Below are 23,752 nucleotides of genomic sequence, written 5' to 3' on the forward strand. Positions count from 1 at the left end.
CAGCCGGTCGGCAACCGTGCCCGGACCCGGCGCCGCCCCGGGGGTCACCATGCCCCCGCGGCGGCCCGGGCTCCGGGCCGCTACGGGCGGATGATCGCCATCCTGGTGACGGTCAGTTCCTCGATCGCGAACCGCGGCCCCTCACGTCCCGCCCCCGAGTCCTTCACCCCTCCGTACGGCATGTTGTCGGCCCTGAACCCCGGCACGTCGTTGACCACCACCCCGCCCGCCTCGATCCGCTCGATCGCCGCGAACGCCGTGGCCAGCGAGCGCGTGAACACCGCCGCGTGCAGGCCGTACCTGGACCTGTTGACCGCGGCGAAGGCGGCGTCGAGGTCCGGCACCTGGCGTACGCACACGACGGGCCCGAAGATCTCCTCGTCCCAGGCGGCGGCCCCGTCCGGCACCCCGGACAGCACCGTCGGCGCGATGGCGCGCCCGTCGCGGTGCCCGCCCGCCATCACGCCGGCCCCGGAGGCGGCGATCCACTCCAGTACGCGGCCGGCGGCGGCCTCGTCGATCAGCGGGGCGACCCGCGTCTCCGGCAGCCGGGGGTCGCCGACGGCGACGCTCTTGACCCGTTCGGCCAGCAACGGCAGGAACCGCACCGCCACGGGCTCCTCGACCAGCACCCGCTGCACGGAGATGCACGCCTGGCCGGAGGCGTAGTAGCCGCCGCGCACGACCGCGTCGGCGGCGGCCTCGAGGTCGGCGTCGGCCGCGACCACGAGGGCCGCGTTCGAGCCCAGCTCCAGCAGCACCTTCGTGGGGGCGGCGGCCCGCGCGATGGCGTGGCCCGCGGCGGCGGAGCCGGTGAACGACACCGCGCCGATCCGCCGGTCCTCCACCAGCGTGCGGCCCACCTCGACGCCGCCGGTGACGACCTGCACGGCGGCGGGCGGCAGCGCGTCCCTGAGCAGGTGGGCGAGCCAGAGCGTGGCCAGCGGGGTCGCGGGCGCGGGCTTGACGATCACCGGGCAGCCGGCCGCCACCGCTGGGGCGATCTTGTGGGCGGCGAGGAGGAGCGGGTAGTTGAAGCCGGTGATGCCGACGACGACGCCGATCGGCCGGCGCGTCCAGAACCCGATCAGGCCCTCGCCGGACGGGAGCAGGTCGAGCGGCACGGTCTCGCCGTGCAGCCTGGCGACCTCCTCGGCGGCGGTGGCGAGTGTCAGGAGTGTCCTGGCCACCTCGACCCGGCAGTCCACCAGGGGCTTGCCGGTTTCGAGCACGAGCAGCCGCTCGAACTCCTCCCGCCTGTCGCGCAAGGTGTCGTGGGCGGCCATGAGGGCGGTGCGGCGGGCGTGTGAGGGGAGCGCGGCCATGGCGGGGGCCGCGGCGATCGCCTCGTCCACGGCCCTGGCGGCGTGCGCGGCCGTTCCGAGCGGGGCGGTGGCCACCGTGGAGCCGTCGTAGGGGAAGATCACGTCGCTGGTGGCGGCGGTCTCCACCCAGCCGGCGCCGATGGGCAGACCGGCGGGCAGGCCGGTGAGCAGGTTGATGGGCCGGTCCGTGGGCCCCTCGGAGGGCCGATTCGCAGGCTGGTCCGTGGTCCGGTCTGCGGGCCGGTCGGTGGGCCGGTCGGTGGGCCGGGTCTGGTCGAAGGTCATGGTCGGCTCCGCAGTGCGCTCGGGAAGACGTCCAGGTAGGCAGGGGCGCCCGCGCGTCCGGTGGCGGACAGGACGGCGTCCGCGACGGCGCGGCTGAACACGTCCGCGGCGGCGGCGAGGAGGTCCTGGAGCGTGTCGTGGGCCGGGGCGGGGCGGGTGCAGGTGGCCAGGCCGAAGATGGTGTCGCCGTCGGTCATGGTGTGGGCCGGTCTGATGGCCCTGGCGAGGCCGTCGTGGGCGACCGCGGCCAGCTTGCCGCACTGGGCCTTGGTGAGGGTGCGGTCGGTGGCCACGACGCCGATCGTGGTGTTGAAGGAGGGGGTGTTGGCGGGGCTCCAGGCGCGGGCCTCCTCCGGGGCCGGGGGGCCGAGGTGGTCGAACTCGCCCGGCAGGCCGTATCTGGCGCCCGCGAGGGTGGCGTCCAGGGGGTCGAGGACGGATCCTACGGCGTTCACGATGGCCAGGGCGGCGACGGTGGTGCCGTCGGGGAGGACGGCGCTCGCGGTGCCCGTCCCGCCTGCCAGGCCGCCCGCCATGGCGCCGGTCCCGGCCCCGACGGACCCCCTCACCGCTCCCCGGTGACAGGCCACGCCCGCGCCTGCCTCACCGTCCGGGGCCGGGGTCCTCTCGGGGTGAAGGGCGGGAGAAGCGGCGGCGGGCGAGCCGAGCGCCGCGCTGCCGGAGACGCCGGCGGCGCCGCCACCGTTGACGGCGGCGGCGCTGGTGGTGGCGGCGCTGGTGGTGGCGCTGGTGGTGGCGCTGGTGGTGGCGCTGGTGGTGGCGCTGGTGGTGGCGCTGGTGGTGGCGGCGTTGGTTACGGGGGCGCCGGTGGCGGCGTCGTAGGCGGCGGTGCCGAGGGTGGCGTCGGGGACGGCGCGGAAGGTGCCGCCGCGGCCCAGGTCGAAGATGACCGCCGCCGGCACGATCGGCACCACCCCGCCCTCCACCGGAAACCCCACCCCCGCGTCAGCGAGCCGCGCCATCACCCCGCACGCGGCCGACAGCCCGAACGCGCTCCCGCCCGACAGCACCACGGCGTGCACCCGCTCCACCAGGTTCCGCGGATCCAGCAGCTCCGTCTCGCGGGTCCCAGGGGCGGCCCCCCGCACGTCCACCCCCGCCACGGCCCCTCCGGCAGGAGCGAGGACGACGGTGGTGCCGGTGCGGAAGCCGTGCCCGACGCGCCGGGCGTGGCCCACGCGCAGCCCCGCCACGTCCACCAGCGAGTTCGTCGCCCCGGCCCGCATGGCGGGCACCATCAGTGGTCCCCGTTCAGGAACCGCCTGGCGGCCTCCGCGAACACCCGCGTGCACCGCACGATCTCCGCCACCTCCACGAACTCGTCGGCCTGGTGCGCGATCCACTTCCCGCCGGGCCCGTACACCACCGACGGCACCCCGCCCCAGTGCGTCAGGACGGTCCCGTCCGTGGTGCCGGGCACCCCGCCGTAGACCGGCTCCTCGCCCGTCACGGCGCGATGGGCGGCGGCGAGCGCGGCGACCACCGGGTCCGAGCGCGGCACGTCCACCGGCGGCCGGTCCACCAGCACCGACACCTCCACCGAGATCCCCTCGTCACGGGCCAGCTCGGCCACCCGGTCGGCGATCTCCTTGTGGTCGGCGCCCGGCACGGTGCGTACGTCCACGAAGACGGAGGCGACGGCCGGGATCACGTTGACCTGCTCCTCGGAGCCGGCCCGCAGCACGGTCGGTGTCACGTACACCTCGCCGAGGTGCTCGTGCGCCGGGTGGCGCCGCTGCAGTTCGTCCTGCAGCGAGCGCAGCCCGGCCAGCAGGGTGCCCGCGGCGGCGATGGGGTTGCGGCCGTGCTGGGGCATGGCGCCGTGGGCCATCCTGCCGGTGAGGTCCACGCGCAGCCGCAGCGCGCCCTTGGCGACGGCGCAGATCTCGCCCGCCTCGGGTTCGGCCACGATGGCGCCGTCCACGTCGGAGGCGAGGCCGGAGGAGACGAAGTGGTGCGCGCCGAGCATGAGGCCCTCCTCGTCGGCCAGCGCGCACACCTTGACGCGGCCCGGGAACGTTCCCGCGAGCTGCAGGGCGCGGGTGGCGTAGAGGGTGGCGGCCAGGCCGGACTTCATGTCGGCGCTGCCCCGCCCCCACAGCTTGCCGTCGCGGATCTCCCCGCCGAACGGGTCCACGGTCCAGGAGGACAGGTCGCCCTCGGTGACGACGTCCGTGTGGCCCTCGAACATGAGGGTCGGCCCGGGCCCGCCGCCGCCCTCGACGACGGCGACGACGTTCGGCCGGCCGGGCGCGGCCTCGTACACGACGGGGTCCCAGCCCCACTCCCGCATCCGCGCCTCGACGAGCTCGGCGGCGGGCCGCTCGCAGCGGCCGCGCGCCGGGTCGTTGGTGCTGGGGATGCGGACCAGCGCCTGCGTGAACTCCACCACTCCATCGGCGTCGACTTCGATCACAGCAGTCCCTCCAGAGTCGGTACGGCCGCAAGCAGCGCCTGCGTGTACGGGTGGGCGGGCGCGGCCCAGACGTCGTCCACGGGCCCGGTCTCCACGATCTCGCCCTGGCTCATGACCGCGACCGTCTCGCACACGTGCCGTACGACGGACAGGTCGTGCGAGACGAACACGAGCGTGAGCCCCAGCTCGTCCACCAGGTCTGCCAGCAGGTTGAGTATCTGCCCCCGCACGGAGACGTCCAGGGCGCTGACGGGCTCGTCGGCGACCAGCACCTTCGGCCGGGGCGCGAGCGCGCGGGCGATGGCGACGCGCTGCCGCTGCCCGCCGGAGAACTGGTGCGGGTACCGATCGGCGGCCGTGGCGGGCAGCCCGACCGCGTCGAGCAGCTCCGCCACCCGGTCGCCGGCGGGCAGGCCGAGGGCCACCAGCGGCTCGGCGACGAGGTCGCGCACGCGCATGCGCGGGTCGAGCGAGCTCATCGGGTCCTGGAAGACGATCTGGAGGTTCTCGCGCAGGAAGCGCAGCCGGCGTTCCGGCCTGCCGGTGATCTCCTGGCCGTCGAAGCGGATGGTGCCGCCGGTGGGCTGGTCGAGGGCGCAGAGCAGGCGCAGCAGGGTGGACTTGCCGGAGCCGGACTCGCCGACGATGCCGTAGCGCTCGCCCCGGCGCACGGTCAGGGAGACCTCGCGCAGGGCGTGCACGGCGGCTCCCGGCCTGGTGAGCGAGGTGCGGGGGCGGCGGTAGGTCCGGCTCACCCCGTCGACCTCAATCAGCGGGGTGCCAGCATGCGTAGGCATGGCCGTCTCCTGTCAGGGCGGGAGTCGTCTCGCAGGTGAGGGTGGCGTGCGGGCAGCGGTTGCGGAAGACGCAGCCGCTGGGGAAGCGGCCCGCCGGGGGCACGCTGCCGGCGATGGTGGGCAGGCGGGTGCCGCGCGGGGTGAGCCTGGAGGCGGCCAGCAGGCCCTGCGTGTAGCGGTGGCGGGGCCGGGTGAAGACCTCGCGGAGCGTGCCCGACTCGACGACGCGGCCGCCGTACATGACCAGGACCCGCTCGCACATGGCGGCGACCACGGCCAGGTCGTGGGTGATGAACAGCAGCGCGGGCGCGACCTCGGCGATCAGGTCGAGCATCTGCTTCTGCACGGTGACGTCGAGCGCGGTGGTGGGCTCGTCGCAGATGAGCAGCCCGGGGTTGTTGGCCAGGGCGATGGCGAGCATGACGCGCTGGCGCTGGCCGCCGGAGAGCTGGTGCGGGTACGCGCGGGCGAGCTGGGCCGGCTCGGGCAGCCGTACGCGCTCCAGCAGCTCGATCGAGCGCCGGTGGGCCTCCTGGCGGGGGCGGCCGTGCAGGGTCATGACCTCGGCGACCTGGGCGCCGATCCGCATGAGCGGGTTGAGCGCGGTCATGGGCTCCTGGAAGACCATGGACAGCTCGCGGCCCCGCAGGCTCTTCAGCCGGCTCTCCGGCACGCCCACCAGGTCGTGGTCGCCCAGCCTGGCCAGTCCGGAGGCGGTGACGCCTTCGGGGAGCAGGCCCATGAGCGACAGCGCGGTGAGCGACTTGCCGGAGCCGGACTCGCCGATCAGCCCGACCCGCTCGCCGGGCGCGATGGCGAAGGAGACGTCGCGGACCAGCTCGACGGTGTCCGCGCGGACGGTCAGGCCGTCAACCTTCAGCACGGATCCTCCTGAGCTTGGGGTCGAGGTGGTCGCGCAGGCCGTCGCCGAGGAGGTTGAAGCCGAGCACGGCCACGGCGATCGCGATCCCCGGCCACAGCGCCAGGCGCGGGGTGGAGAAGAGCAGTTCCTGCGACTCCTGCAGCATGCGCCCCCACGACGGGATCGGCGGGCGGGTGCCGAAGCCGAGGAACGACAGCGCCGCCTCGGCCAGGATCGCGATCGCGAACGACACCGACGCCTGCACGATCAGCATGGAGCCGATGTTCGGCAGCACGTGCCGTACGGCGATGGCGGGCCCGCGCCGCCCGGCGGCCCTGGCGGCCAGGATGTAGTCGGTCACCATGACCTGGAGCGTGGCGGCGCGGGCCACGCGGGCGAACGCGGGCACGGTGGCCACCCCGATGGCGATCATCGCGGTGAGCGTGCCCGGCCCGTACACCGCGCCGAGCATGACGGCCAGCAGCAGCGCGGGGAAGGCGAACACGAGGTCGTTGACCCGCATGATCAGCTCGGACAGCCAGCCGCGCGGCGTCATCCCGGCGACCACGCCGAGCGGGGTGCCGAGGACGGCGGCGATGCCGACCGCGACGATGCCGACGTAGAGGGTGGTGCGGGCGCCGACCATGAGCTGGCTGAAGGTGTCGCGGCCGAACTTGTCGGCGCCGAGCGGGTAGCCGCCGCCGGGCTCGCGCAGCTTGCGGGCGGCGTCCACGAGGGTGGGGTCGTGCGGCGTCCAGAAGAACGAGACGACCGCGGCGAGGGCGACGAGCCCGACGAGGGTGCCGCCCACCACCAGCGCCACGTTCGGACGGGGTCTCATCGCAGCCTCGGGTCGAGCAGGTGGTAGGCCACGTCCACCACGAAGTTGATCAGCAGCACGGCGGCCACCAGCACCATCACCACGCCTTGGACGAGCAGCAGGTCACGCCCGGCGACGCCGTTGAGCAGCAGGTCGCCGAGGCCGGGGATGACGAAGACCCGCTCGACCACGACCGCGCCGATGAGCAGCGTGGCCAGTTGCAGGCCGAGCACGGTGACGACGGGGACGGAGGCGTTGCGCAGCCCGTGCCGCCACAGCGCGCCGGTGCTGCCGCGGCCCTTGGCGCGGGCGGTGCGCAGGTAGTCCTCGCGCATGACGTCGAGCACGGCGCTGCGCACGTAACGGGTGAGCACGGCGCCCTGCACCAGGCCGAGCGACAGCCACGGCAGCAGCAGGCCGCGCAGCCACTCCCCCGGGTCTTCGGCGATGGGCACGTAACCGCCGGACGGCAGCACCTGGGCCTGCACCGCGAACACGAACACCAGCAGGATCCCGGCCAGGAACGCGGGGACGGCGATGCCGAGCTGGCTGGCCGCGCTGATCGCGGCGCCGAGGGGGTTGCGGTGGTGCACGGCGGCGAACGTGCCCAGCGGCACGGCCAGCACCAGGGCCACGACCATGCCGCCGAGCACGAGCACGGCGGTGACGCCGAGCCGTTCGGAGATCTGCGGGCCGATGGGGGCGCTGGTCACGTACGAGGTGCCGAAGTCGCCCTGGGCCAGCCCGCCGAACCAGTCGAGGAACTGCACGCCGGGCGGCCGGTCGGTGCCGAACTGGCGGCGCAGCTCGGCCACCGCCTCGGGGGTGGCGTTGACGCCGAGCGCGATCTCGGCCGGGTCGCCGGGCAGCAGCGCCATGAACGCGAACACCGCCACGGCGGCCACGGCGGTGCTCGCGAGCAGCACCGCCAGCCGCTTGAGGAGGTACAGGATCACTGCTTGGCGAGCCCGGTGAAGTCGAAGGACTCCGCGATGGCGTTCTTCGGCAGCCCGGTGACGCCCTTCTTCGCCACGATCAGGTTGGGGAACAGGAAGAGCCAGTCGGCCGCGGCGTCCTCGGACAGCAGCTTGGCGGCCTGCTTGAGGTCGGCGGCCTGCTCCTGCTCGGTGCCCGCGTCGGCGGAGGCCAGCAGCTTGCCGAACTCGGGGTTGTCGTAACGGAAGTAGTACGACTTGTCGGCGAAGATGCCCAGGTCGCGGGGCTCGACGTGGTTGATGATGGACAGGTCGTAGTCGCCCTTGGTGAACACCTGGTCCAGCCAGCGCGCGGGGAACTCCAGCGGCTCGATCTCGGCGTTGATCCCCACCTGGGCGAGCTGCGACTTGACCACCTGCGCGCTGTTCACCGCGTACGGCAGGCTGGGGATGCGCAGCTTGACGTCGTACGTCTTCCCGCCCAGCAGCTCCTTGGCCTTGGCCGGGTCGTACGGGTAGTCGCCGGTGCGGTCCTCGTACCAGGGGTCGGTGGGCGGCACCATCGAGCCGATGAGCTGGCCGCGCCCGGCCCAGGCGGTGTCGAGCAGCGCCTTGTGGTCGATGGCGTGCCGGACGGCCTGCCTGACCTTCTTGTCGTCGAACGGCGGGCGCCCGTTGTTCATCGACAGCACGACCTCGCCGTTGGTGGTGCCCTCGATGGTCTCGAACCGGTTGGGGTCGGCGAACTGCTGCAGCGACTCGGGCGCCTGCACGCTGGAGATGACGTCGATGCCGCCGGTCAGCAGCGCGTTGTTCATCGCGGTGGCGTCCTTGAAGTACTTCAGCGTGACCGACGACAGCGCGGGCTTGGTGCCCCAGTAGGAGGGGTTGGCGTCGAGCCGGAGGGAGTCGCCGCGCCGCCAGGAGCCCAGCACGTACGGGCCGGTGCCGACGGGCTTGTTGGCCAGGTCGGCGACGCCGGTGCGGCTGAACATGGCGCCGAGCCTGCTGGTCATCGCGTACAGGAAGCCGTTGCTGGGCTGCTTGAGCGTGACGACGGCGGTGGAGTCGTCCTTCTTCTCGACCTTGTCGACGACGTCGAGCTGCGTCTTGATCTTGAGCTTCCAGTCGCTCTTGACGCGGTCGAGGGAGAAGACGACGTCGTCGGCCGTGAATGGCGCGCCGCTGCTGAACTTCACGTTCGGGCGCAGCGTGAAGGTGTAGGTCTTCCGGTCTTCGGAGACGTCCCACTTCTCGGCGAGCAGCGGCACGATCTTGCCGTCCTGGTCGAGCTTGACCAGGCCCTCGTAGACGTTGACGAGCAGGGCCTGCGGGATGGCGGCGCCCTCGGTGGAGGTGAAGTCGAGATTGGCGGGCTCGGCCACCGCGCCGACGGACAGCGTCTGCGTCTTCGCCGGGCCTCCGGCTCCGCCGTTGCCGCCGCCAGCGCCTCCGCAGGCTGCGGTGGCCAGCAGGAGACCGCCCGCGGCGATCCAGATCCCGATTCGCCTCATGTCCTACAGCCTCCTGGCTAGTGTACTGGTCGGACCAGTAGGCTACGCACATTGCCAGCCGGTGACGGCTCGGGTCAAGGGGGCTTGCATGGGTGGTCCGCGCTTCGAGCCGGTGCGTGCCGTGCGCGCCTACGAGCGGGTCGTGGAGCAGATCGAGGAGGCCGTCGAGAGCGGCGCGCTGTCCCCGGGCGCGCGGCTGCCGAGCGAGCGCGAGCTGATGGTGCAGTTCTCTGTCAGCCGGTCCACCGTGCGCGAGGCGCTGCGGGTGCTGCAGGCGCGCGGCCTGGTGCGCTCGCGGCCGGGCGATCCGCACGGGGCGGAGGTGCTGCCGTTCTCGCCCGCCGCATTACACAAGTCGATGACCAGCCTGGCCAGGATGGCGGAGCTGTCGCTGGGCGAGCTGGTGCAGTTCAGGATGGTGCTGGACGGGTCGGCGGTGCTACTGGCCGCGCGCCTGCGCACGGAGGAGCAGCTGGCCGAGATGTGCGCGGCGGTCGCCGCCATGCGGGCCGCCGTGGACCGGGACGCCGCCGATCAGGACGCGGAGGCGTTCGGGGCCGCCGACGTGGCCTTCCACGACGCGGTGGCGCGGGCCGGCGGCAACAAGCTGATCGAGGTCTGCACCGACGTGGTGCGCTCGATCGTGCTGAAGCTGATCGCGGACAGGATCGCCGCCGCGCCCGACCGGGAGGAGCTGATGCGGCGCAGCATCCGCCACCACGAGGAGGTCATCGCCGCCATCCGTGCCGGGGACGGGCCGCTGGCCGCCCGGCTGTCCAGAAAAGCAATGTATGACTATTACGCCGGGTATGTAGATGAAGGTGAGCGGAGTGCCCTGAGGGCGCTCTTGGAGTGATCTGGCCCACAGGGTGTTATGTTGCCGAGGTGGCGCGGGTGGACGGGGACGGGCTGGCGGAAGCCTTTCTGCGTGAGCCGCGCAGATACACCAGTCACCAGGTCGCCGAGATGGCGGGGGTGCCGGTGTATCGCGCGCGGCGCTTCTGGCGTGCCCTGGGGTTCGCCAACGTGCCCGACGACGCCGTCGAGTTCACCGACTCCGACGTCGAGGCGCTCAAGACGCTGCTCGGCATGGTGACCTCGGGGGTCTACGACGAGGAGCACGTGCTGCTCATCGCCCGCTCGCTGGGCCGGGCGACGACCAGGCTGGCCGAGTCGCAGGCGGAGCTGGGCGCCGAGGCGCTGGACCACGCGGGCGTGCCGCTGGCCGAGCGGCCGCGGGCCTGGCGCAGGCGGGCCGAGCGGGTCGTGCCCGACCTGGCGAAGCTGCTGGTCTACGCCTGGCAGCGCCAGCTCGCCGCCGCGGCCGGGCGCATCGCCGAACAGGACATGAGCGCCGTACGGCTGGCCGTCGGTTTCGCCGACCTGGTCGCCTTCACCCGGCTGAGCAGGCAGATCACCGGCGGCGAGCTGGCCAGGCTGATCGACAGGTTCGAGGGGCGCTCGGCCGACATCGTGACGTCCTCCGGCGGCCGGGTGGTCAAGACGCTGGGCGACTCGGTGCTGTTCGTCAGCGACAAGGCGCACGTGGCGGCGGAGATCGCGCTGCGGCTGGTGGAGACGCACGCGCGCGGCAAGGACATGCCGGAGCTGCGGGTGGGGCTGGCCTCCGGGCCGGTGATCTGGCGCATGGGCGACGTGTTCGGCACCACGGTGAACCTGGCCAGCAGGCTGACCGCGTTGTCCCTGCCGGGAACGATCCTGGCCGACCCGCAGCTCGCCGAGGAGCTGGAGGGCGATCGGGCCTTCCGGCTGCGCGAGGTCAACCGGCTGTCGGTGCGGGGGCTGGGCGAGCTGGCGCCGTACACGGTCATGCGGGCCGGGAGCGCCTGAGCCGTCCCGGCCTGAATTCTCGCCTCCGGGCAACCCGACCGGGGCGACGAAGCGTCACCAGCGTCAGCTAGCCGCTCTCACCGGAGGAGCGCCGAAGTGGCGGATAGGACGATTTTTCAGGACTTCGTGGTGGCGAGGTCGGACCGGCTGTTACGCACGGCGTACCTGCTGGCCCGTGACTGGGGCGTCGCCGAGGACCTGCTGCAGGAGTCGCTGGCCAAGGCGTGGTTCGCCTGGCCGGGCATCGACGAGCCCGAGGCGTACGTGCGCAAGGTGCTGGTCACGACGTACATCTCCTGGTGGCGGCGGCGCTGGCGCAGGGAGGTGCCCAGCGGCGACGAGCTGCCCGACACGCCGTCGCACGACGCCGCCGGGGAGGGCGAGGAGCTGTGGCGGGCCGTGGGGCGCCTGCCGGCCAGGCAGCGCGCGGTGATCGTGCTGCGCTTCTACGAGGACCTGCCGGTCGGCGAGGTGGCCAGGCTGCTGGGCTGCCAGGAGGGCACGGTCAAGAGCCAGACCGCCAAGGCGCTGGCCAAGCTGCGGGTGGACGAGTCGGTCGTGAAGGAGAGGCGCTGATGAGCGTGCGGGAGCTGCGTGACGTCCTGCGGGAGCGGGCCGGGGGCCCGCCGCCCGCCAACCCGTACCGCCACGAGCAGGTACGCGCGCGCATCCGCCGGGCCCGCTTTCGCAGGACGGCGGCGGCCGGTGCCGTGGCCGTGGCGGTCGCGGTGGTGGCGGCCTACCTGATCCCCGGCCAGGCCGGGCCCGTTCCCCTCCGGACACCCGCCGCGGCGCGGCAGGGGCTGCCCGAGCGGTTCACCTCCCCCGACGGCACCGAGTACCGCCGGGTGGGCCTGGTCACCCTCACCGGGACCGAGGCGTCGATCGACGTCCCGGTCTCGGGGAAGCCGCTGGAGGTGGCCACGTGGTGCGACGGCAGCCTCAACCGCATGCCGGTGGTCTACGTGAACTCCCGCCGCGTCCACGCCCCCGGGTACGGCTGCGGCGACGGCCTCCCCCGCCTGGTGCCGGTGGACGTGCCGAAGGGATCCACCCAGGCCACGCTGACCTTCGACAGGAGCGCCGAGGGCTGCGTCAGCCTGACCGAGGACGGGCCGTGCGTGCCGGAGCAGCCTGACACCGCGGTCCGCGACGTCGGCGTCTACGAGTGGACGCCACCGGCCATGGCGGTCGAGCCGCCGCGGATCAAGGCCCTGCCTCCGGAGGTCGACGGCCTCCGGCTGGCCGGCAGCGCGTCGGGGCGGTGGCCGGGGGCCACGTCCTTCACGCTGACGGGCCGCGGCGCGGGCACGGTCACCGTCCACCTGCTCTGCTCGGGCGACCTGGCCCAGCGGATGTGGTTCAAGTTCTGGGTCGGCGGCGTGGAGGGCCGCACGAGGCTGGGCTGCTCCTCGTGGACGCGGGGGCCGTTCCCGGACGCGGGCATGGAGCTGGAGGTGCCGCGGGGCGAGCAGGTCACGGTGACCGTGCGCACGGGCATGTGGGGCGAGTACACCAACCGCCCGGTTCGCTGGTCCGCCGGCCTGTACGTAAGGTAGATCGTCGTGACGCAACGCACCGCCGTGGACGGCGAGCCGGTCGGCGCCGAGGCGCGCCTCATGCTGGACGCCCGCTACGGGCACTTCACCGCCATGCAGGTCAGGGACCGCCGCGTCCGCGGCCTCGACCGGCACTTCGAGCGGCTCGAAGCGGCCAACAGGGAGCTGTTCGGGGCCGAGCTGGACCGGGCGGCGGTGCTGGCCTCGATCAGGGCCGTGCTGGACGGCGGCGTGCGGGACGCCGGGCTGCGGGTGAACGTGGTGGAGTACGGCGGCCGGCCGCGGGTCGTGGCCGCCGCGTACCCGCCGCACCCGCCGCTGAAGGGCCCGCTGCACGTCACGCCGGTCGTCTACCAGCGGTACCTGCCGCACATCAAGCAGTCCTTCGGCTTCCAGCAGACCCACATCCTGCGGCAGGCCGCCCGCGAGGGCTTCGACGAGGCGCTGCTCACCACCGCCGACGGGCTGATCAGCGAGGGCGCGATCACGAACCTGGGCGGTTTCGCGGACGGCCGGCTGGTGTGGCCGGACGCGCCGATGTTGCGCGGCATCACGATGAGCCTGCTGCAGGACCTGGACGTGCCGCAGGAGCGGCGGCCGCTCAAGGTGGCCGATCTGACCGGCTTCGACCAGGTGTTCCTCTGCAACTCCTGGGGCGTGATGCCGGTCGGCGGGGTCGACGGCGTGCCACTGCGCCAGGACGCGGGGCTGCTGGCGCGGCTGACCGGGCACTACGAGAGCGTCCCGGCCGATCCGGTGGATTGATCCGGCGGGCGGGCGTGTTGCACCCCTACATGACCGCCTACTCGATTCTCGACCGCTCCCTCGTCCGCCGCGGCTCCACCCCCGCCGCCGCGCTGCGCGAGACCGTGGAGTTCGCGCGGCGGGCGGAGGAGCTCGGCTACCACCGGTTCTGGGTGTCGGAGCACCACAGCGTGCCCGGGGTGGCGGGGGCGGCGCCGACCGTGCTGGCGGCGGCCGTGGCCGCGGCCACGTCGCGGATCCGGGTGGGCACGGGCGGCGTGATGCTGCCCAACCATCCGCCGCTGGTGGTGGCCGAGCAGTTCGGGGTGCTGGAGTCGCTGCATCCGGGCCGCGTGGACATGGGGCTCGGGCGTTCCGTGGGTTTCACTGGGGGCATCCGCAGGGCGCTCGGGCACGGCAAGGACGACGCGGACCGGTTCGGCGACCAGCTCTCCGAACTGCTCGGCTTCTTCACCGGCACGCAGAGCGCGCATCCGGGGGTGCACGCGCTGCCCGCGGAGGGGCTGCGGCCGCAGGCGTTCGTGCTGGCCATGGGGGCGGGCGCGGACATCGCGGCCGAGCACGGGCTGCCGATGGTGATCGGCGGCGGGGCGCGGGCGCATGACGCCCTGGCACGGTACAGGGCCGCGTTCCGGCCGTCGGCGTGGGCGGCGCGGCCGTACGTGATCGTCGCGGCGGACGTGGCGGTCGGCGCGAGCGCGGAGGAGGCGGCGCTGCTGCAGCTTCCGGAGGCGTGGGCCACCGTGCGCTCGCGCACCGGCGGTTCCTTCCCGCCGCTCGTGCCCGCCGGGGAGATCGCGGAGATGGAGCTGACCGCGCGGGAGCGGGCGTATCTGGACGAGGCGCTCAAGGGCAAGATCCACGGTACGGAGCACGAGGTCGCGCTGGCGCTCGGCTCGCTGGTAGGGACGACCGGGGCCGACGAGGTGCTGGTCACGATGAACACCTACGACCTGGACCGGAGGCTGGACTCCTACCGGCGGCTCGCGGCCGTCTTCACGGGTTAAGATCGCCCGAACATCGCTCTGAAGGGTGTTCGCATGATCCGTCAGCACGCCATCGGTGACCTCCTGCGGCGCACGGCCGCCCGGCATCCATCCAAGACCGCCGTCGTCTACGGCGACCTGCGGCAGAGCTACGCCGACCTCGATCGGGCGGTGAACAGGACGGCCAACGCCCTGGCCGCGCGGGGCGTGGGCAAGGGCGACCGGTTCGCGATCTTCAGCCACAACAACCACGCGTTCGTGGTGGCGTACTTCGCGCTGGCGCGGCTGGGGGCGATCTCCGTGCCGGTGAACTTCATGCTGGGGGCCGAGGAGGTGGCGTACATCCTCCGGCATTCCGGCGCGACCGGGATGCTGGCCGAGGAGGCGCTGCTGCCGGTGGCGGAGGCGGCGGTGACGCCCGCCGTCGCGGTGCGCGGCGTGATCGGCGCCGGCCGGGACGGGTGGGAGCCGTTCGCCGCGTGGCCGGCGTTCGAGGACGACTCCGAGCCCCAGGCGGAGATCGCCGACGACGACCCGATCCAGCTCATGTACACCAGCGGCACGGAGTCCCGCCCGAAGGGCGCCACGCTGTCGAGCAGGAGCCTGGTCGCGCAGTACGTGACGTGCGTGGTGGACGGCGAGATGAGCGCCGACGACGTCGAGGTGCACGCCCTGCCCCTCTACCACTGCGCGCAGCTCCACTGCTTCCTGACGCCGGGCATCTACCTGGGCGCCACCAACATCATCCTGCCCGGGCCCAGCCCGGCGGCGATCCTGGCCACGATCGAGGGCGAGCGGGCGACCAAGCTGTTCTGCCCGCCCACGGTGTGGATCTCGCTGCTGCGCCACCCCGACTTCGACCGCCGTGACCTGTCCTCGCTGCGCAAGGGCTACTACGGCGCCTCGATCATGCCGGTGGAGGTGCTGAAGGAGATGGCCACGCGGCTGCCGGACGTGCGCCTGTTCAACTTCTACGGCCAGACCGAGATGGCGCCGGTCGCCACCATCCTCGGCCCCGAGGAGCAGCTCACCCGGCTGGGCTCGGCAGGCCGGCCCGCGCTGAACGTCGAGACCAGGATCGTGGACGACGCCGGGGAGCCGGTGCCGCCCGGCGTGGTGGGCGAGATCGTGCACCGCAGCCCGCACGCCATGCTCGGCTACTGGAACGACCCGGACAGGACCGCCGAGGCGTTCCGCGGCGGCTGGTTCCACAGCGGCGACCTGGGGGTGCTGGACGAGGACGGCTACCTGGCGGTGGTCGACAGGAAGAAGGACATGATCAAGTCGGGTGGCGAGAACGTGGCCAGCCGCGAGGTCGAGGAGGCCCTCTACCAGCATCCGGCGATCGCGGAGGCGGCGGTCTTCGGGGTGCCGGACCCCAAGTGGATCGAGGCGGTGACGGCCGCGGTCGTGCTGCGCGAGGGGGCCGGGGTGACGGAGCAGGAGCTGATCGAGTTCCTGCGGGAACGGCTGGCGCCATTCAAAACACCCAAGCGAGTTATTTTCCTAGAATCGCTTCCTAAAAATGCCTCGGGGAAAGTGCTCAAGCGCGAGTTGAGAAGCAGCATTTCCTGATTTGATTCATGATCACGGGCACGATTGGGCATTGCCCGTTCGTTGAGCGGGCATTCCCTTTCGACGACGACCGCACCTCAAGTCCCGGACGACCCCCTTGTCCCCGACCGAGAGAGTCCGCCCGTGCCCAATCTGCCCGAGCTCGCGCATCGTACGTTCTTCCGGACGCTTTCCCTGCTGTCCCCCAAGGGGCAGGGCGTGATCCTGCGCCGCTACTTCGACTGGTGGCACCGCACCCCCGACCCGTGGAAGCTGTCGACCGACGGCTACGAGCAGCACAAGTACCGGTCGACGCTCGAGCACGTGCCGGCCCGGCCGTACCGGCGCATCGTCGAGGTCGGCTGCGCGGAGGGCGTCTTCACCCACGCGCTCGCCGCCACCTACCCCGACGCCGAGATCACCGGGATGGACGTCTCGGGGCGGGCGCTGGCGCGGGCCAGGGAGCGGGTGCCCGAGGAGGGCGGGCGGGTGCGGTTCGTGCAGGCCGACCTGCTCACCCACCCGGTGGAGCGGAGCTTCGAGCTGGCGTTCTGCTCGGAGACGCTCTACTACCTGGGGCGGCACGAACGCCTGCAGCGGGCCGCCGAGCAGCTCAGCGGGCTGCTGGTGCCCGACGGGGTGCTGGTGGCCGTCCATCCCTGGCCCGAGGCGAGCCGGCTGCACGGATATCTGGACGCGCACGAGTCGCTGAAGCGGCTCGGCGAGGAGGTCTACACGGCCTCCTCCCGGCCGTTCGCGGTCACCGTCTACGGCGCGAAACCCTCCTGAGGCGGGCGGCGGTCGAGGGCCTGGGTCCACTTGACGGCCACGGCCGCCACCTGGATGAGCTCCGCCCTGAGCCGGTCCGGGTCCGCTTCCGCGAACGCCTCCATGACCTCCTCGGCCAGGATGTGCCGCCAGGTCAGCGCCCCTCCCCTGGCCGCGCTGTCCGTCGCGTCCCTGGCCAGGTCGGAGGCGGCCGCCGTGCCCTCGCCGCCGGTGCCGTCGGGCAGCGGCTGCAGGCCGAACCTGGCGTCCTGCGCCGCCCGCTCGGCCGCCACCTCCGCCAGCACCCGGGCCAGTGACCCCGGCACCCCCGCATCGCCGTCATGTGTCATGGGGCTCAGTCTCGCCTACCGTCACGCCTGCCCGGACCGCTTCCCGCGGGGCGGGCGGAAGGCGGGGCCCAGGTCGGTGGGGTGGGAGCAGACGTGGTCGCGGAAGGCGCGGGCCGCCGGGGTCAGCCGCTCCCCCGCGGGCCAGCTCACCCCGACCGTCCTGAACACGGGCGGCGACAGCGGGATCTCCACCACGCCACCGGCCGGCGGGTGATCCGATCGCGGCAGGAGTGCCACCCCCAGCCCCGCCGCCACCAGCCCGCGCACGGTCTCCGACTCCTGCCCCTCGAACGCGATCCGCGGCTCGAACCCCGCCGCCGCGCACAGGTCGTCGGTGATCTGCCGCAGGCCGTACCCGTGCTCCAGCGTCACCAGGTCCTCGCCCTCCAGATCGGCCGCCCGCACCCGCGTCCTGGTGGCCAGGCGGTGGGACGGCGGCGCGCACAGCAGGAGCTCCTGGTCGGCGAGGGGGCGGCTGACGAGGCCGGGGTCGCCGAGCGGCATGGGGGCCACGAACACCAGGTCGATCTCGCCCTCGTGCAGGGCGTCCAGCATGTCCTGCCGAGACCCCTGCGCCAGGCTGAAGCGGATGCCCGGGTTGCGCTCCCTGAACCCGCCGATGAGCGACGGCACCAGCGTGCGCCCGAGCAGGTGCAGGAAGCCGAGGACGATGCGCCCGCTGCCCGGGTCGATCTCCTCGCGCACCTCGCGGGCGGCGGCGGTCATGGCCGCCAGCGCGCGGGTGGAGGCGGCGGCCAGCGTACGTCCCGTCCTGGTCAGGCGGATGCCACGGCCGGACGGGAGGACGAGCGGGGCGCCCACGACCTCGGCCAGGGCGGCGAGGCGGCGGCTGGCGGTGGGCTGCGGGACGCCGAGCAGGTCGGCCGCGCGCGTCACGTGCCCGGTCTCGCCCACGGCGGCCAGCAGCGCGAGGGCCGGGGCCAGGCGGGCGGCCAGGCGATCGTCCGAATCATCCATCACGGTATGAATTATCGCCCATGGGCGTATTAGACGTATTTATTAGCCTTGCTTAGCGTTTGGGGGGTGGTGGTTCTCCAGGCTTCCGAGCCCGTCGTCGGCACGCGGCGGGTCAGCGCGGCCGTGGCCGCGGCCGGGCTGTCGTCCTTCGCCCTGCTGTACGCGCCCCAGCCGGTGCTGCCCCAGCTCGCGGCGGCGTACGGGCTGGACCCGGGCAGCGCCTCGCTGGCGATCGGGGTGGCGACCGCCTCGCTGGCCGTCGCGGTGCTGCCGCTGGCCTGGCTGGCCGGGGTGGCCGGGCGGCGGCGGGTGATCGTCTGGTCGGTGGTGGTGTCGGCGGTGATCGGCCTGCTGCTGCCGCTGGCGCCGTCCTTCCCGGTGTTCCTCGTGATGCGCGGGGTGCAGGGCGTGGCGATCGCCGGCTTCGCCGGGGTGGCGGCGGCGTACCTGGCCGACCAGGTCGGCACGGGGCGGCTGGCCGGGGCGGTGGGCGCGATGATCGCCGGGAACTCGGTCGGGGGGATGCTGGGGCGGCTCGGCGCCGGGTTCGCCGCGGACCCGCTGGGGTGGCACGGCGCGCTGGTCGCGGTGGCGGGGGTGGCGCTGGTGTGCGCGCTGTTCACGGTCGCGACCCTGCCCAGGACGACGACCGACGGCCACCGGGCGCCCGCGCGGAAGGGGCGGGGCGGCGGGGTGCGGGTCGGGTTCGGGCTGGTGGCGCCGTTCGCCGTGGGGGCGCTGGCCATGGGGGCGTTCGTGGCGCTGTACAACGCGGCCGGGTTCCGGCTGGCCGCGCCGCCGATCGCGCTGAGCCCGGCCGCCGCCTCGCTGGTGTTCCTCTCCTACGCCATGGGGACCGCGTCCTCGGCCGCCGCCGGACGGCTGGCCACGCGCCTGGGCCGGACCCCGGCGCTGGTGGCGGCGCTGGTCGTGACCGTGGCGGGGTCGGCGCTGACCGCGCACCCGTCGCTGCCCGTCATCGCGCTCGGCTTCGCCGTCCTGACCGCCGGGTTCTTCGCCGCGCACGCCATCGCCAACGCCTGGGTGACCGCCGACGCGCCCCCGCCCGCCCGGGGCAGGGCCGCCGGCGTCTACACGCTCTGCTACTACCTCGGCAGCGGCGCGGGCGGCACCGCCGGCGCCGTCGTGTACGGCCACGCGGGCTGGACGTGGCTGGTCGTCATGACGTCGGCCTGGCTGCTGCTGGCCGCCCTCGCCGTGCTCGTGACACGCCGCAAGCACCTGGCTTCCTGACGCGGCCCCAGCCCGTGTGCGCGCCCTGACGCGCCGCAGGCGTGCGGCTTCCTGGACGCGAGGCGGCGCGCACAGCGTTACGTGACGGAGCGCTCGAGGGAGTCGGCCAGCCAGCCGATCATGGCGCCGATCGTGGCCCGCTCGCCGCTCACCTCGCCCACGAGCCGCCAGTAGCGCCGGACGCGCGGATCGCGGTCGGGCTCCACGACGCCCAGCAGCTCGCGGCGGAACGCCGGGCTGTCGCCGCGCCCGCGGGCCGTGGCGTGCGCGGCCACGAACCGGTCCAGCTCGGGCCCCTCGCGCGGCGGCTCGCCCGCGATCACGCACGGCTGGGCCAGCGTGACCGCCTCGCCGACGCCGTGCATGAGCAGGTCCTCGTCACCGACCGTGCGGGCGGCGGCCAGCGCCCTGGCGCGCAGGCCGGCCGTCAAGGAACGGTCGCCGACCAGGTGGACGAGCTCGGCGTACGCCACCACCTGCAGCGGGCCGGGGTCGGCGGGCGGCCGGGGCACGGCCATGGACAGGAACGAGTCGAAGATCCCGTCGGAGACGGGCGAGACGAACAACCGCCGCCAGAACCGCACCAGCCGCTCCCGCGCGGCGCTCGCGTCCTCCACGGCGGCCAGCAGGTCCAGCCTGGCCGCCCGCTCGGCGGGATCGGCCTCCTCGACGGCCCGCAGCGAGGCGCGCCGCCAGGCCAGCTCCGCCAGCCGCGCGTCGAGCGCGGCCCGCTCGGCGGACACCGCCTCGCCCAGCGAGCGTTCGCCGCTGAGCACGTGCGCGATCGCCGTCAGGCCGAGGCCCAGCCCCCGCAGCCGCCTGATCAGGGCCAGCCGCTCCACGGCCGTCCGGTCGAACCTGCGGTGGTTCCCCGTGCTGCGCACCGACGCGATGATGCCCTCGTCGCAGTAGAAGCGGATCGTACGCACCGGGACACCCGTCAGCCGGGACAGCTCCCCGATTCCGAGCGTCTCATCCCGCACAAGCACTTGAACCTCCACCCGACTGGAGTTTCTACGGTAGCGGCGTATCCGAGGAAGAAGAGGAGTGACGTCGATGCCGACCCTGGACTTCGCGCGGCTCGTGACGGGGCTGCGGGAGCAGACGGAGGTGTTCGCCGCGGCGGTGGCCGGCGGCGATCCGGAGGCCGTCGTGCCGACCTGCCCCGAATGGCGGCTGCGCACGCTGGTCGCGCACATCGGGCAGTCCGGCCGCTGGGCGGCCGAGCTGGTCCGCACGGGCCTGCCGGTGCCGGTCCCCGATCCGGCCCGCATCGATCCGGGCCCGCCCGGCGAGTGGGGCGGGTGGCTGCGGGCCGGCGCGGAGGAGCTGGCCGAGGCCGTGTGCAAGGTGGGCGAGGACACCGAGGTGTGGTCGTTCGTGGGGCCGGTGCCCGCGGCGTTCTGGCTGCGCAGGATGTTCTGCGAGGCCGCCGTGCACGGCTACGACGCGGCGCTGACGACCGGCGCCGCGTACGGGATCGCCGGCGACCTGGCGGCGGACGTCATCACCGAGGGCATGGAGCTGATGGCGAATCCGCGGGCGGAGACGTTCAAGCCGGAGCTGGCGCTGATGCGGGGCGCGGGCGAGCGGCTGGCGTTCCGGCCGCACGGGATGGACGGGTGGGTGATCAGCCGGCTGCCCGAGGGGCTGCGCTGGGAGCGCGGGAACGGGCCCGGCGACGTGGTGGTGACGGGCACGGTGACCGAGATCATGCTGGTGCTCTCGCGGCGGATCCCGCCCGCGACCGTCACCGGGAAGCGGGCGCTGCTGGAGCACTGGCTGGCGAACAACGCCTACTGATCAACGGGCCTGCTGATCAACGGGCCTGCTGATCAGCGGAAGGCCGGGACCGTCGGCGGCAGGCCCATCAGGACGGCGCCCGCGGCGTCGTACATGGCCGGGCTGAGGAAGGCGTGCTCCTGCGGCACCAGCGCGTCCCCGAGCAGGGCCTGCAGGGGATGCTCGCGGTAGATCGCGGCGGTGCCCGACAGCGAGACCACCTTGCCCACCACCTCCGCCGCGGTCCTGGCCAGGTGGGCGGCGGACAGGCGCAGGTGCGCGTTCTGCTCGTCGCCGACCGGGCCGCCGGCGGCGAGCGCCTGCCACGCCTCCTCCGCGGCCTCGTAGAAGTAGGCGCGGGCGGAGCGCAGCGCGGCCTCGGCCTCGGCGATGCCGGCGCGGTAGTAGGGGCGGTCGGCCAGGCGCGGCGCGCCGGTGATGCTGCCCCGGCCGCTCCCCTCCCCCTCGGCGAGGTCGAGGGCGGCGCGGGCGACGCCGGCGGAGACGACCGACAGCGACTGGGCGGCGTAGGTGATGGCGGGGTAGCGGTAGAGCGGCTCGTCGATCACCGGGGTGCCGCCGCGGATGAACGTCCACTCCCTGCCGATCTCGACGTCCTCGGCGACCAGGTCGAAGGAGCCGGTGCCCTGCATGCCGACGACGTCCCACTCGCGGACGATCCGCAGGCGCTCCGGCCGCACCAGCGCCCCGCGCGGCTTGCCGGAGGTGGAGTCGTCGCCGGGGATGCCGACGACGAGCACGTCGGCGGCCATGCAACCGCTGGCGAACTTCCACCGGCCGTTGAGCAGGAAGCCGCGCTCGGTGGGCGTGGCCTCCTGGACGGGGAACAGGCCGCCGGCCAGGACGACGTCGGGGCCGTCCGCGTACAGCTGGGCCTGGGTGTCCAGCGGCAGCGAGCCCAGGTAGACGAGCTGGGAGCCGAAGCCGGCGACCCAGCCGGTGGAGCCGTCGACGGCGGAGATGCGCTCGATCCTCCGCAGGAACTCCGCCGGCGGCATCGGCTCGCCGCCGAACCGGCGCGGCGTGGAGACGCGATAGAGGCCGAGCCGTTTGAGCCGGTCGATGAAGTCCTTGGGAACGTAACGCAGCTCGCGGAACTCCTCGCGGCGGCGGGCCAGCTCCGCGAGCATCTCCTCGAACGTGTCCTCGTCGCGCATCTCCGCCGCTCCTCGTGGCTCCGTCCGGCAGCAAGGGCGTTCCCGTCGTGGCGAGCGCTGTCTCCAGGCTAGGCGCGCCCCGGCTCAGAGCTCCACATGGGTTTCCGGGTCGCCGCCGAGGCGGTCGCCGGTGTCGAGCGTGTCGAGGCGGGCCAGATCCTCCGGCGACAGGCTGAAGTCGAACACCTCGAGGTTCTGCCGCATGCGCTCGGGGTCGGCCGACTTGGGGATGGGCACCGCGCCGAGCTGCACGTGCCAGCGCAGCACCACCTGGGCCGGCGTACGGCCGTGCGCGACGGCCAGGTCGGTGACGACGGGCTCGTCGAGCAGCTTGGAGCCGCGGCCGAGCGGGCTCCACGACTCGGTCACGACGTCGTGCTCGGAGTGCCAGGCGCGCAGCGCGCGCTGCGGGAAGCCGGGATGCATCTCCACCTGGTTCACCGCCGGACGGACGCCGGTCTCCTGCTCCAGCCGCCCGATCTGCTCCGGGGTGAAGTTGGAGACGCCGATCGAGCGGGCCAGGCCCTGCTCGCGCAGGTGCACGAAGGCGCGCCAGGTGTCGGTGTAGAGCCCGCGGCCCGGCAGCGGCCAGTGGATGAGGTAGAGGTCGACGTAGTCGAGGCCGAGCCGGGCCCTGCTCTCCTCGAAGCCGCGCATGGCGGCGTCGTAGCCGTGCTGGGAGCCGCGCAGCTTCGTGGTGACGAACAGCTCCTCGCGGGCCACCGGCGCGTCCGCCACGGCGGCGCCGACGCCGACCTCGTTGCCGTAGCTCGCGGCCGTGTCGATGAGCCGGTAGCCGAGCGAGATGGCATGGGTGACGGCCTGGCGGGCCTCCTCGTCGTTCATCGGCCAGGTGCCCAGGCCCAGGCGCGGCATCGGCCGGCCGTCGGCGAGCATGACGGTCATGATCGTTCCCCTCTTGGTGACGCTGACACTCCCCCTTACCCTCCGGTCACACCGGCCAATCCGCCGCACCCTGTCACACTGGCGCCCGGGTTTCCGACTAGTGCGGTAGACAACTCGTGGAGGTGCGATGTGCTGACCGTGATAGGCGCGGGGTTCCCGCGCACCGGAACCAGCTCCATGAAGGCCGCACTGGAGCGGCTCGGATTCGGACCCTGCTTTCACATGTTCAACATCCTGACCGAGCCGGCCAGGGCCGGCGACTGGGCGCCGCTGGCGGAGGGCGAGGAGGCCGACTGGGACAAGCTGTTCGACGGGTTCCGCTCGACGCAGGACTGGCCGGCCTCCTACTTCTGGCGGGAGCTGGCGCAGGCGTACCCGGAGGCCAAGGTCGTGCTGACCGTACGCGACCCGCGCGCCTGGTACGCGAGCATGATGACGCTGATCGACAACGGGCCCAGGACGGTCATGTCCCAGGGCACGCAGGCGGACCTGCCCCCGGCGGCGCGGGCCGTCTTCGCGAGCATGACCACGATGCAGCCCGTGCTCAACCGCATGGCCGCCGGCACGTTCGGCGCCGGCCGGACGATGGCCGACGGGCCGGTCGACGAGGAGAGCGCCGTGGCGGCGTTCGAGCGGCACACGGCCACGGTGCGGGCGAGCCTGCCGCCCGAGCGGCTGCTGGTCTTCGACGTGCGGCAGGGCTGGGAGCCGCTGTGCCGGTTCCTCGGCGTGGACGTGCCCGGCGAGCCGTTCCCGCATCTCAACGACGGCAAATCCATGCAGGAGTTCCTGGGACGGCTGATGAAGGGCGACGTCTCCCACCCGTCGTTCACCACCGGCGCGTAG

General features: G+C 73.5%; 24 protein-coding genes. 11 read left to right on the plus strand and 13 right to left on the minus strand.

Going from position 1 to position 23,752, the window contains the following annotated elements:
• Positions 1 to 80: 80 nt before the first annotated feature.
• The 8 genes from HD593_RS34570 to HD593_RS34605 are packed head-to-tail and all read right to left on the minus strand — an operon-like array spanning position 81 to position 8,975.
• On the minus strand, positions 81 to 1,610 hold the full coding sequence (locus tag HD593_RS34570; RefSeq protein WP_185106135.1) for an aldehyde dehydrogenase family protein: 1,530 nt from the start codon (positions 1,608 to 1,610) through the stop codon (positions 81 to 83).
• Complete coding sequence (locus HD593_RS63715; protein WP_185106136.1) at positions 1,607 to 2,869, minus strand: P1 family peptidase; 1,263 nt, start codon at positions 2,867 to 2,869, stop codon at positions 1,607 to 1,609. The genes HD593_RS34570 and HD593_RS63715 overlap by 4 nt, the downstream gene beginning before the upstream one ends.
• Positions 2,869 to 4,047, minus strand: coding sequence for a M20 family metallopeptidase (locus HD593_RS34580; protein ID WP_185106137.1), 1,179 nt, complete (start codon positions 4,045 to 4,047; stop codon positions 2,869 to 2,871). The genes HD593_RS63715 and HD593_RS34580 overlap by 1 nt, the downstream gene beginning before the upstream one ends.
• On the minus strand, positions 4,044 to 4,844 hold the full coding sequence (locus tag HD593_RS34585; protein ID WP_185106138.1) for an ATP-binding cassette domain-containing protein: 801 nt from the start codon (positions 4,842 to 4,844) through the stop codon (positions 4,044 to 4,046). The genes HD593_RS34580 and HD593_RS34585 overlap by 4 nt, the downstream gene beginning before the upstream one ends.
• Positions 4,813 to 5,727: an ABC transporter ATP-binding protein gene (locus HD593_RS34590; protein WP_185106139.1), complete on the minus strand. Its 915-nt coding sequence runs from the start codon at positions 5,725 to 5,727 to the stop codon at positions 4,813 to 4,815. The genes HD593_RS34585 and HD593_RS34590 overlap by 32 nt, the downstream gene beginning before the upstream one ends.
• Entirely contained in the window at positions 5,714 to 6,547 is an 834-nt protein-coding gene (locus tag HD593_RS34595; protein WP_185106140.1) for an ABC transporter permease, read from the minus strand. Before HD593_RS34595 ends, HD593_RS34590 begins: the two co-directional genes overlap by 14 nt.
• Positions 6,544 to 7,482 (minus strand): ABC transporter permease, encoded by a 939-nt coding sequence (locus HD593_RS34600; protein ID WP_185106141.1) that lies wholly within the window; start codon positions 7,480 to 7,482, stop codon positions 6,544 to 6,546. The genes HD593_RS34595 and HD593_RS34600 overlap by 4 nt, the downstream gene beginning before the upstream one ends.
• The gene (locus HD593_RS34605) at positions 7,479 to 8,975 is read right to left on the minus strand and encodes an ABC transporter substrate-binding protein (RefSeq protein ID WP_185106142.1); all 1,497 of its coding nucleotides are present in this window, start codon (positions 8,973 to 8,975) and stop codon (positions 7,479 to 7,481) included. Before HD593_RS34605 ends, HD593_RS34600 begins: the two co-directional genes overlap by 4 nt.
• Positions 8,976 to 9,063: 88 nt before the next feature.
• Between HD593_RS34605 and HD593_RS34610 the strand changes: the two genes are divergently transcribed.
• The 8 genes from HD593_RS34610 to HD593_RS34645 all read left to right on the plus strand — a co-directional run bounded on the left by HD593_RS34610 (position 9,064) and on the right by HD593_RS34645 (position 16,479).
• Positions 9,064 to 9,831, plus strand: a complete 768-nt coding sequence (locus HD593_RS34610) for a FadR/GntR family transcriptional regulator (protein ID WP_185106143.1) — start codon at positions 9,064 to 9,066, stop codon at positions 9,829 to 9,831.
• 29 nt (positions 9,832 to 9,860) lie between these two features.
• Positions 9,861 to 10,826, plus strand: a complete 966-nt coding sequence (locus tag HD593_RS34615) for an adenylate/guanylate cyclase domain-containing protein (protein ID WP_185106144.1) — start codon at positions 9,861 to 9,863, stop codon at positions 10,824 to 10,826.
• Between the two features lie 96 nt (positions 10,827 to 10,922).
• On the plus strand, positions 10,923 to 11,402 hold the full coding sequence (locus HD593_RS34620; protein ID WP_185106145.1) for a SigE family RNA polymerase sigma factor: 480 nt from the start codon (positions 10,923 to 10,925) through the stop codon (positions 11,400 to 11,402).
• Positions 11,402 to 12,385 (plus strand): hypothetical protein, encoded by a 984-nt coding sequence (locus HD593_RS34625; protein WP_185106146.1) that lies wholly within the window; start codon positions 11,402 to 11,404, stop codon positions 12,383 to 12,385. Before HD593_RS34620 ends, HD593_RS34625 begins: the two co-directional genes overlap by 1 nt.
• A 6-nt stretch (positions 12,386 to 12,391) precedes the next feature.
• Positions 12,392 to 13,150, plus strand: coding sequence for an aminotransferase class IV (locus HD593_RS34630; RefSeq protein ID WP_185106147.1), 759 nt, complete (start codon positions 12,392 to 12,394; stop codon positions 13,148 to 13,150).
• A gap of 29 nt (positions 13,151 to 13,179) precedes the next feature.
• Entirely contained in the window at positions 13,180 to 14,157 is a 978-nt protein-coding gene (locus HD593_RS34635) for an LLM class flavin-dependent oxidoreductase (RefSeq protein WP_185106148.1), read from the plus strand.
• Between the two features lie 33 nt (positions 14,158 to 14,190).
• A complete protein-coding gene (locus HD593_RS34640) occupies positions 14,191 to 15,711 on the plus strand; it encodes an acyl-CoA synthetase (protein ID WP_185106149.1) in 1,521 nt (506 codons plus the stop codon).
• Positions 15,712 to 15,834: 123 nt separating this feature from the next.
• The gene (locus HD593_RS34645; RefSeq protein WP_185106150.1) at positions 15,835 to 16,479 is read left to right on the plus strand and encodes a class I SAM-dependent methyltransferase; all 645 of its coding nucleotides are present in this window, start codon (positions 15,835 to 15,837) and stop codon (positions 16,477 to 16,479) included.
• Here the strand turns inward: HD593_RS34645 and HD593_RS34650 are convergent.
• On the minus strand, positions 16,458 to 16,808 hold the full coding sequence (locus tag HD593_RS34650) for a hypothetical protein (RefSeq protein ID WP_185106151.1): 351 nt from the start codon (positions 16,806 to 16,808) through the stop codon (positions 16,458 to 16,460). The genes HD593_RS34645 and HD593_RS34650 overlap by 22 nt on opposite strands.
• 21 nt (positions 16,809 to 16,829) lie before the next feature.
• Positions 16,830 to 17,786: a LysR family transcriptional regulator gene (locus HD593_RS34655; protein WP_185112306.1), complete on the minus strand. Its 957-nt coding sequence runs from the start codon at positions 17,784 to 17,786 to the stop codon at positions 16,830 to 16,832.
• A 66-nt stretch (positions 17,787 to 17,852) separates the two neighbouring features.
• Here HD593_RS34655 and HD593_RS34660 point away from each other — a divergent pair, with 66 nt between their 5' ends.
• Positions 17,853 to 19,040 carry an MFS transporter gene (locus tag HD593_RS34660; RefSeq protein ID WP_312903920.1) on the plus strand — a complete coding sequence of 396 codons (1,188 nt, stop codon included), beginning with the start codon at positions 17,853 to 17,855 and terminating at the stop codon, positions 19,038 to 19,040.
• Positions 19,041 to 19,117: 77 nt separating this feature from the next.
• Here the strand turns inward: HD593_RS34660 and HD593_RS34665 are convergent, their stop codons facing one another.
• Positions 19,118 to 20,029: a MerR family transcriptional regulator gene (locus HD593_RS34665; RefSeq protein ID WP_221525140.1), complete on the minus strand. Its 912-nt coding sequence runs from the start codon at positions 20,027 to 20,029 to the stop codon at positions 19,118 to 19,120.
• Positions 20,030 to 20,096: 67 nt separating this feature from the next.
• Between HD593_RS34665 and HD593_RS34670 the strand changes: the two genes are divergently transcribed.
• A complete protein-coding gene (locus HD593_RS34670; protein WP_185106152.1) occupies positions 20,097 to 20,843 on the plus strand; it encodes a maleylpyruvate isomerase family mycothiol-dependent enzyme in 747 nt (248 codons plus the stop codon).
• Between the two features lie 32 nt (positions 20,844 to 20,875).
• On the opposite strand, the gene HD593_RS34675 is transcribed toward HD593_RS34670, so the two are convergent.
• Together HD593_RS34675 and HD593_RS34680 are read right to left on the minus strand one after the other, a co-directional pair.
• Complete coding sequence (locus HD593_RS34675) at positions 20,876 to 22,000, minus strand: acyl-CoA dehydrogenase family protein (RefSeq protein WP_185106153.1); 1,125 nt, start codon at positions 21,998 to 22,000, stop codon at positions 20,876 to 20,878.
• 84 nt (positions 22,001 to 22,084) lie between these two features.
• Positions 22,085 to 22,906 carry an aldo/keto reductase gene (locus HD593_RS34680; RefSeq protein WP_185106154.1) on the minus strand — a complete coding sequence of 274 codons (822 nt, stop codon included), beginning with the start codon at positions 22,904 to 22,906 and terminating at the stop codon, positions 22,085 to 22,087.
• A 132-nt stretch (positions 22,907 to 23,038) separates the two neighbouring features.
• On the opposite strand from HD593_RS34680, the gene HD593_RS34685 reads away from it, so the two are divergent.
• Positions 23,039 to 23,752 carry a sulfotransferase family protein gene (locus HD593_RS34685; RefSeq protein ID WP_221526265.1) on the plus strand — a complete coding sequence of 238 codons (714 nt, stop codon included), beginning with the start codon at positions 23,039 to 23,041 and terminating at the stop codon, positions 23,750 to 23,752.

It is taken from the genome of Nonomuraea rubra, from assembly GCF_014207985.1.
In the GTDB taxonomy this organism is placed as follows: domain Bacteria; phylum Actinomycetota; class Actinomycetes; order Streptosporangiales; family Streptosporangiaceae; genus Nonomuraea; species Nonomuraea rubra.

What these genes read in the sequence shown, in the direction of transcription:
- HD593_RS34570 (WP_185106135.1), bottom strand. Translation starts at nt 1,610, where the DNA reads ATGACCTTCGACCAGACCCGGCCCACCGACCGGCCCACCGACCGGCCC.
- HD593_RS63715 (WP_185106136.1), bottom strand. Translation starts at nt 2,869, where the DNA reads ATGGTGCCCGCCATGCGGGCCGGGGCGACGAACTCGCTGGTGGACGTG.
- HD593_RS34585 (WP_185106138.1), bottom strand. Translation starts at nt 4,844, where the DNA reads ATGCCTACGCATGCTGGCACCCCGCTGATTGAGGTCGACGGGGTGAGC.
- HD593_RS34595 (WP_185106140.1), bottom strand. Translation starts at nt 6,547, where the DNA reads ATGAGACCCCGTCCGAACGTGGCGCTGGTGGTGGGCGGCACCCTCGTC.
- HD593_RS34605 (WP_185106142.1), bottom strand. Translation starts at nt 8,975, where the DNA reads ATGAGGCGAATCGGGATCTGGATCGCCGCGGGCGGTCTCCTGCTGGCC.
- HD593_RS34610 (WP_185106143.1), top strand. Translation starts at nt 9,064, where the DNA reads ATGGGTGGTCCGCGCTTCGAGCCGGTGCGTGCCGTGCGCGCCTACGAG.
- HD593_RS34625 (WP_185106146.1), top strand. Translation starts at nt 11,402, where the DNA reads ATGAGCGTGCGGGAGCTGCGTGACGTCCTGCGGGAGCGGGCCGGGGGC.
- HD593_RS34635 (WP_185106148.1), top strand. Translation starts at nt 13,180, where the DNA reads ATGACCGCCTACTCGATTCTCGACCGCTCCCTCGTCCGCCGCGGCTCC.
- HD593_RS34640 (WP_185106149.1), top strand. Translation starts at nt 14,191, where the DNA reads ATGATCCGTCAGCACGCCATCGGTGACCTCCTGCGGCGCACGGCCGCC.
- HD593_RS34650 (WP_185106151.1), bottom strand. Translation starts at nt 16,808, where the DNA reads ATGACACATGACGGCGATGCGGGGGTGCCGGGGTCACTGGCCCGGGTG.
- HD593_RS34655 (WP_185112306.1), bottom strand. Translation starts at nt 17,786, where the DNA reads ATGGATGATTCGGACGATCGCCTGGCCGCCCGCCTGGCCCCGGCCCTC.
- HD593_RS34670 (WP_185106152.1), top strand. Translation starts at nt 20,097, where the DNA reads ATGCCGACCCTGGACTTCGCGCGGCTCGTGACGGGGCTGCGGGAGCAG.
- HD593_RS34675 (WP_185106153.1), bottom strand. Translation starts at nt 22,000, where the DNA reads ATGCGCGACGAGGACACGTTCGAGGAGATGCTCGCGGAGCTGGCCCGC.
- HD593_RS34680 (WP_185106154.1), bottom strand. Translation starts at nt 22,906, where the DNA reads ATGACCGTCATGCTCGCCGACGGCCGGCCGATGCCGCGCCTGGGCCTG.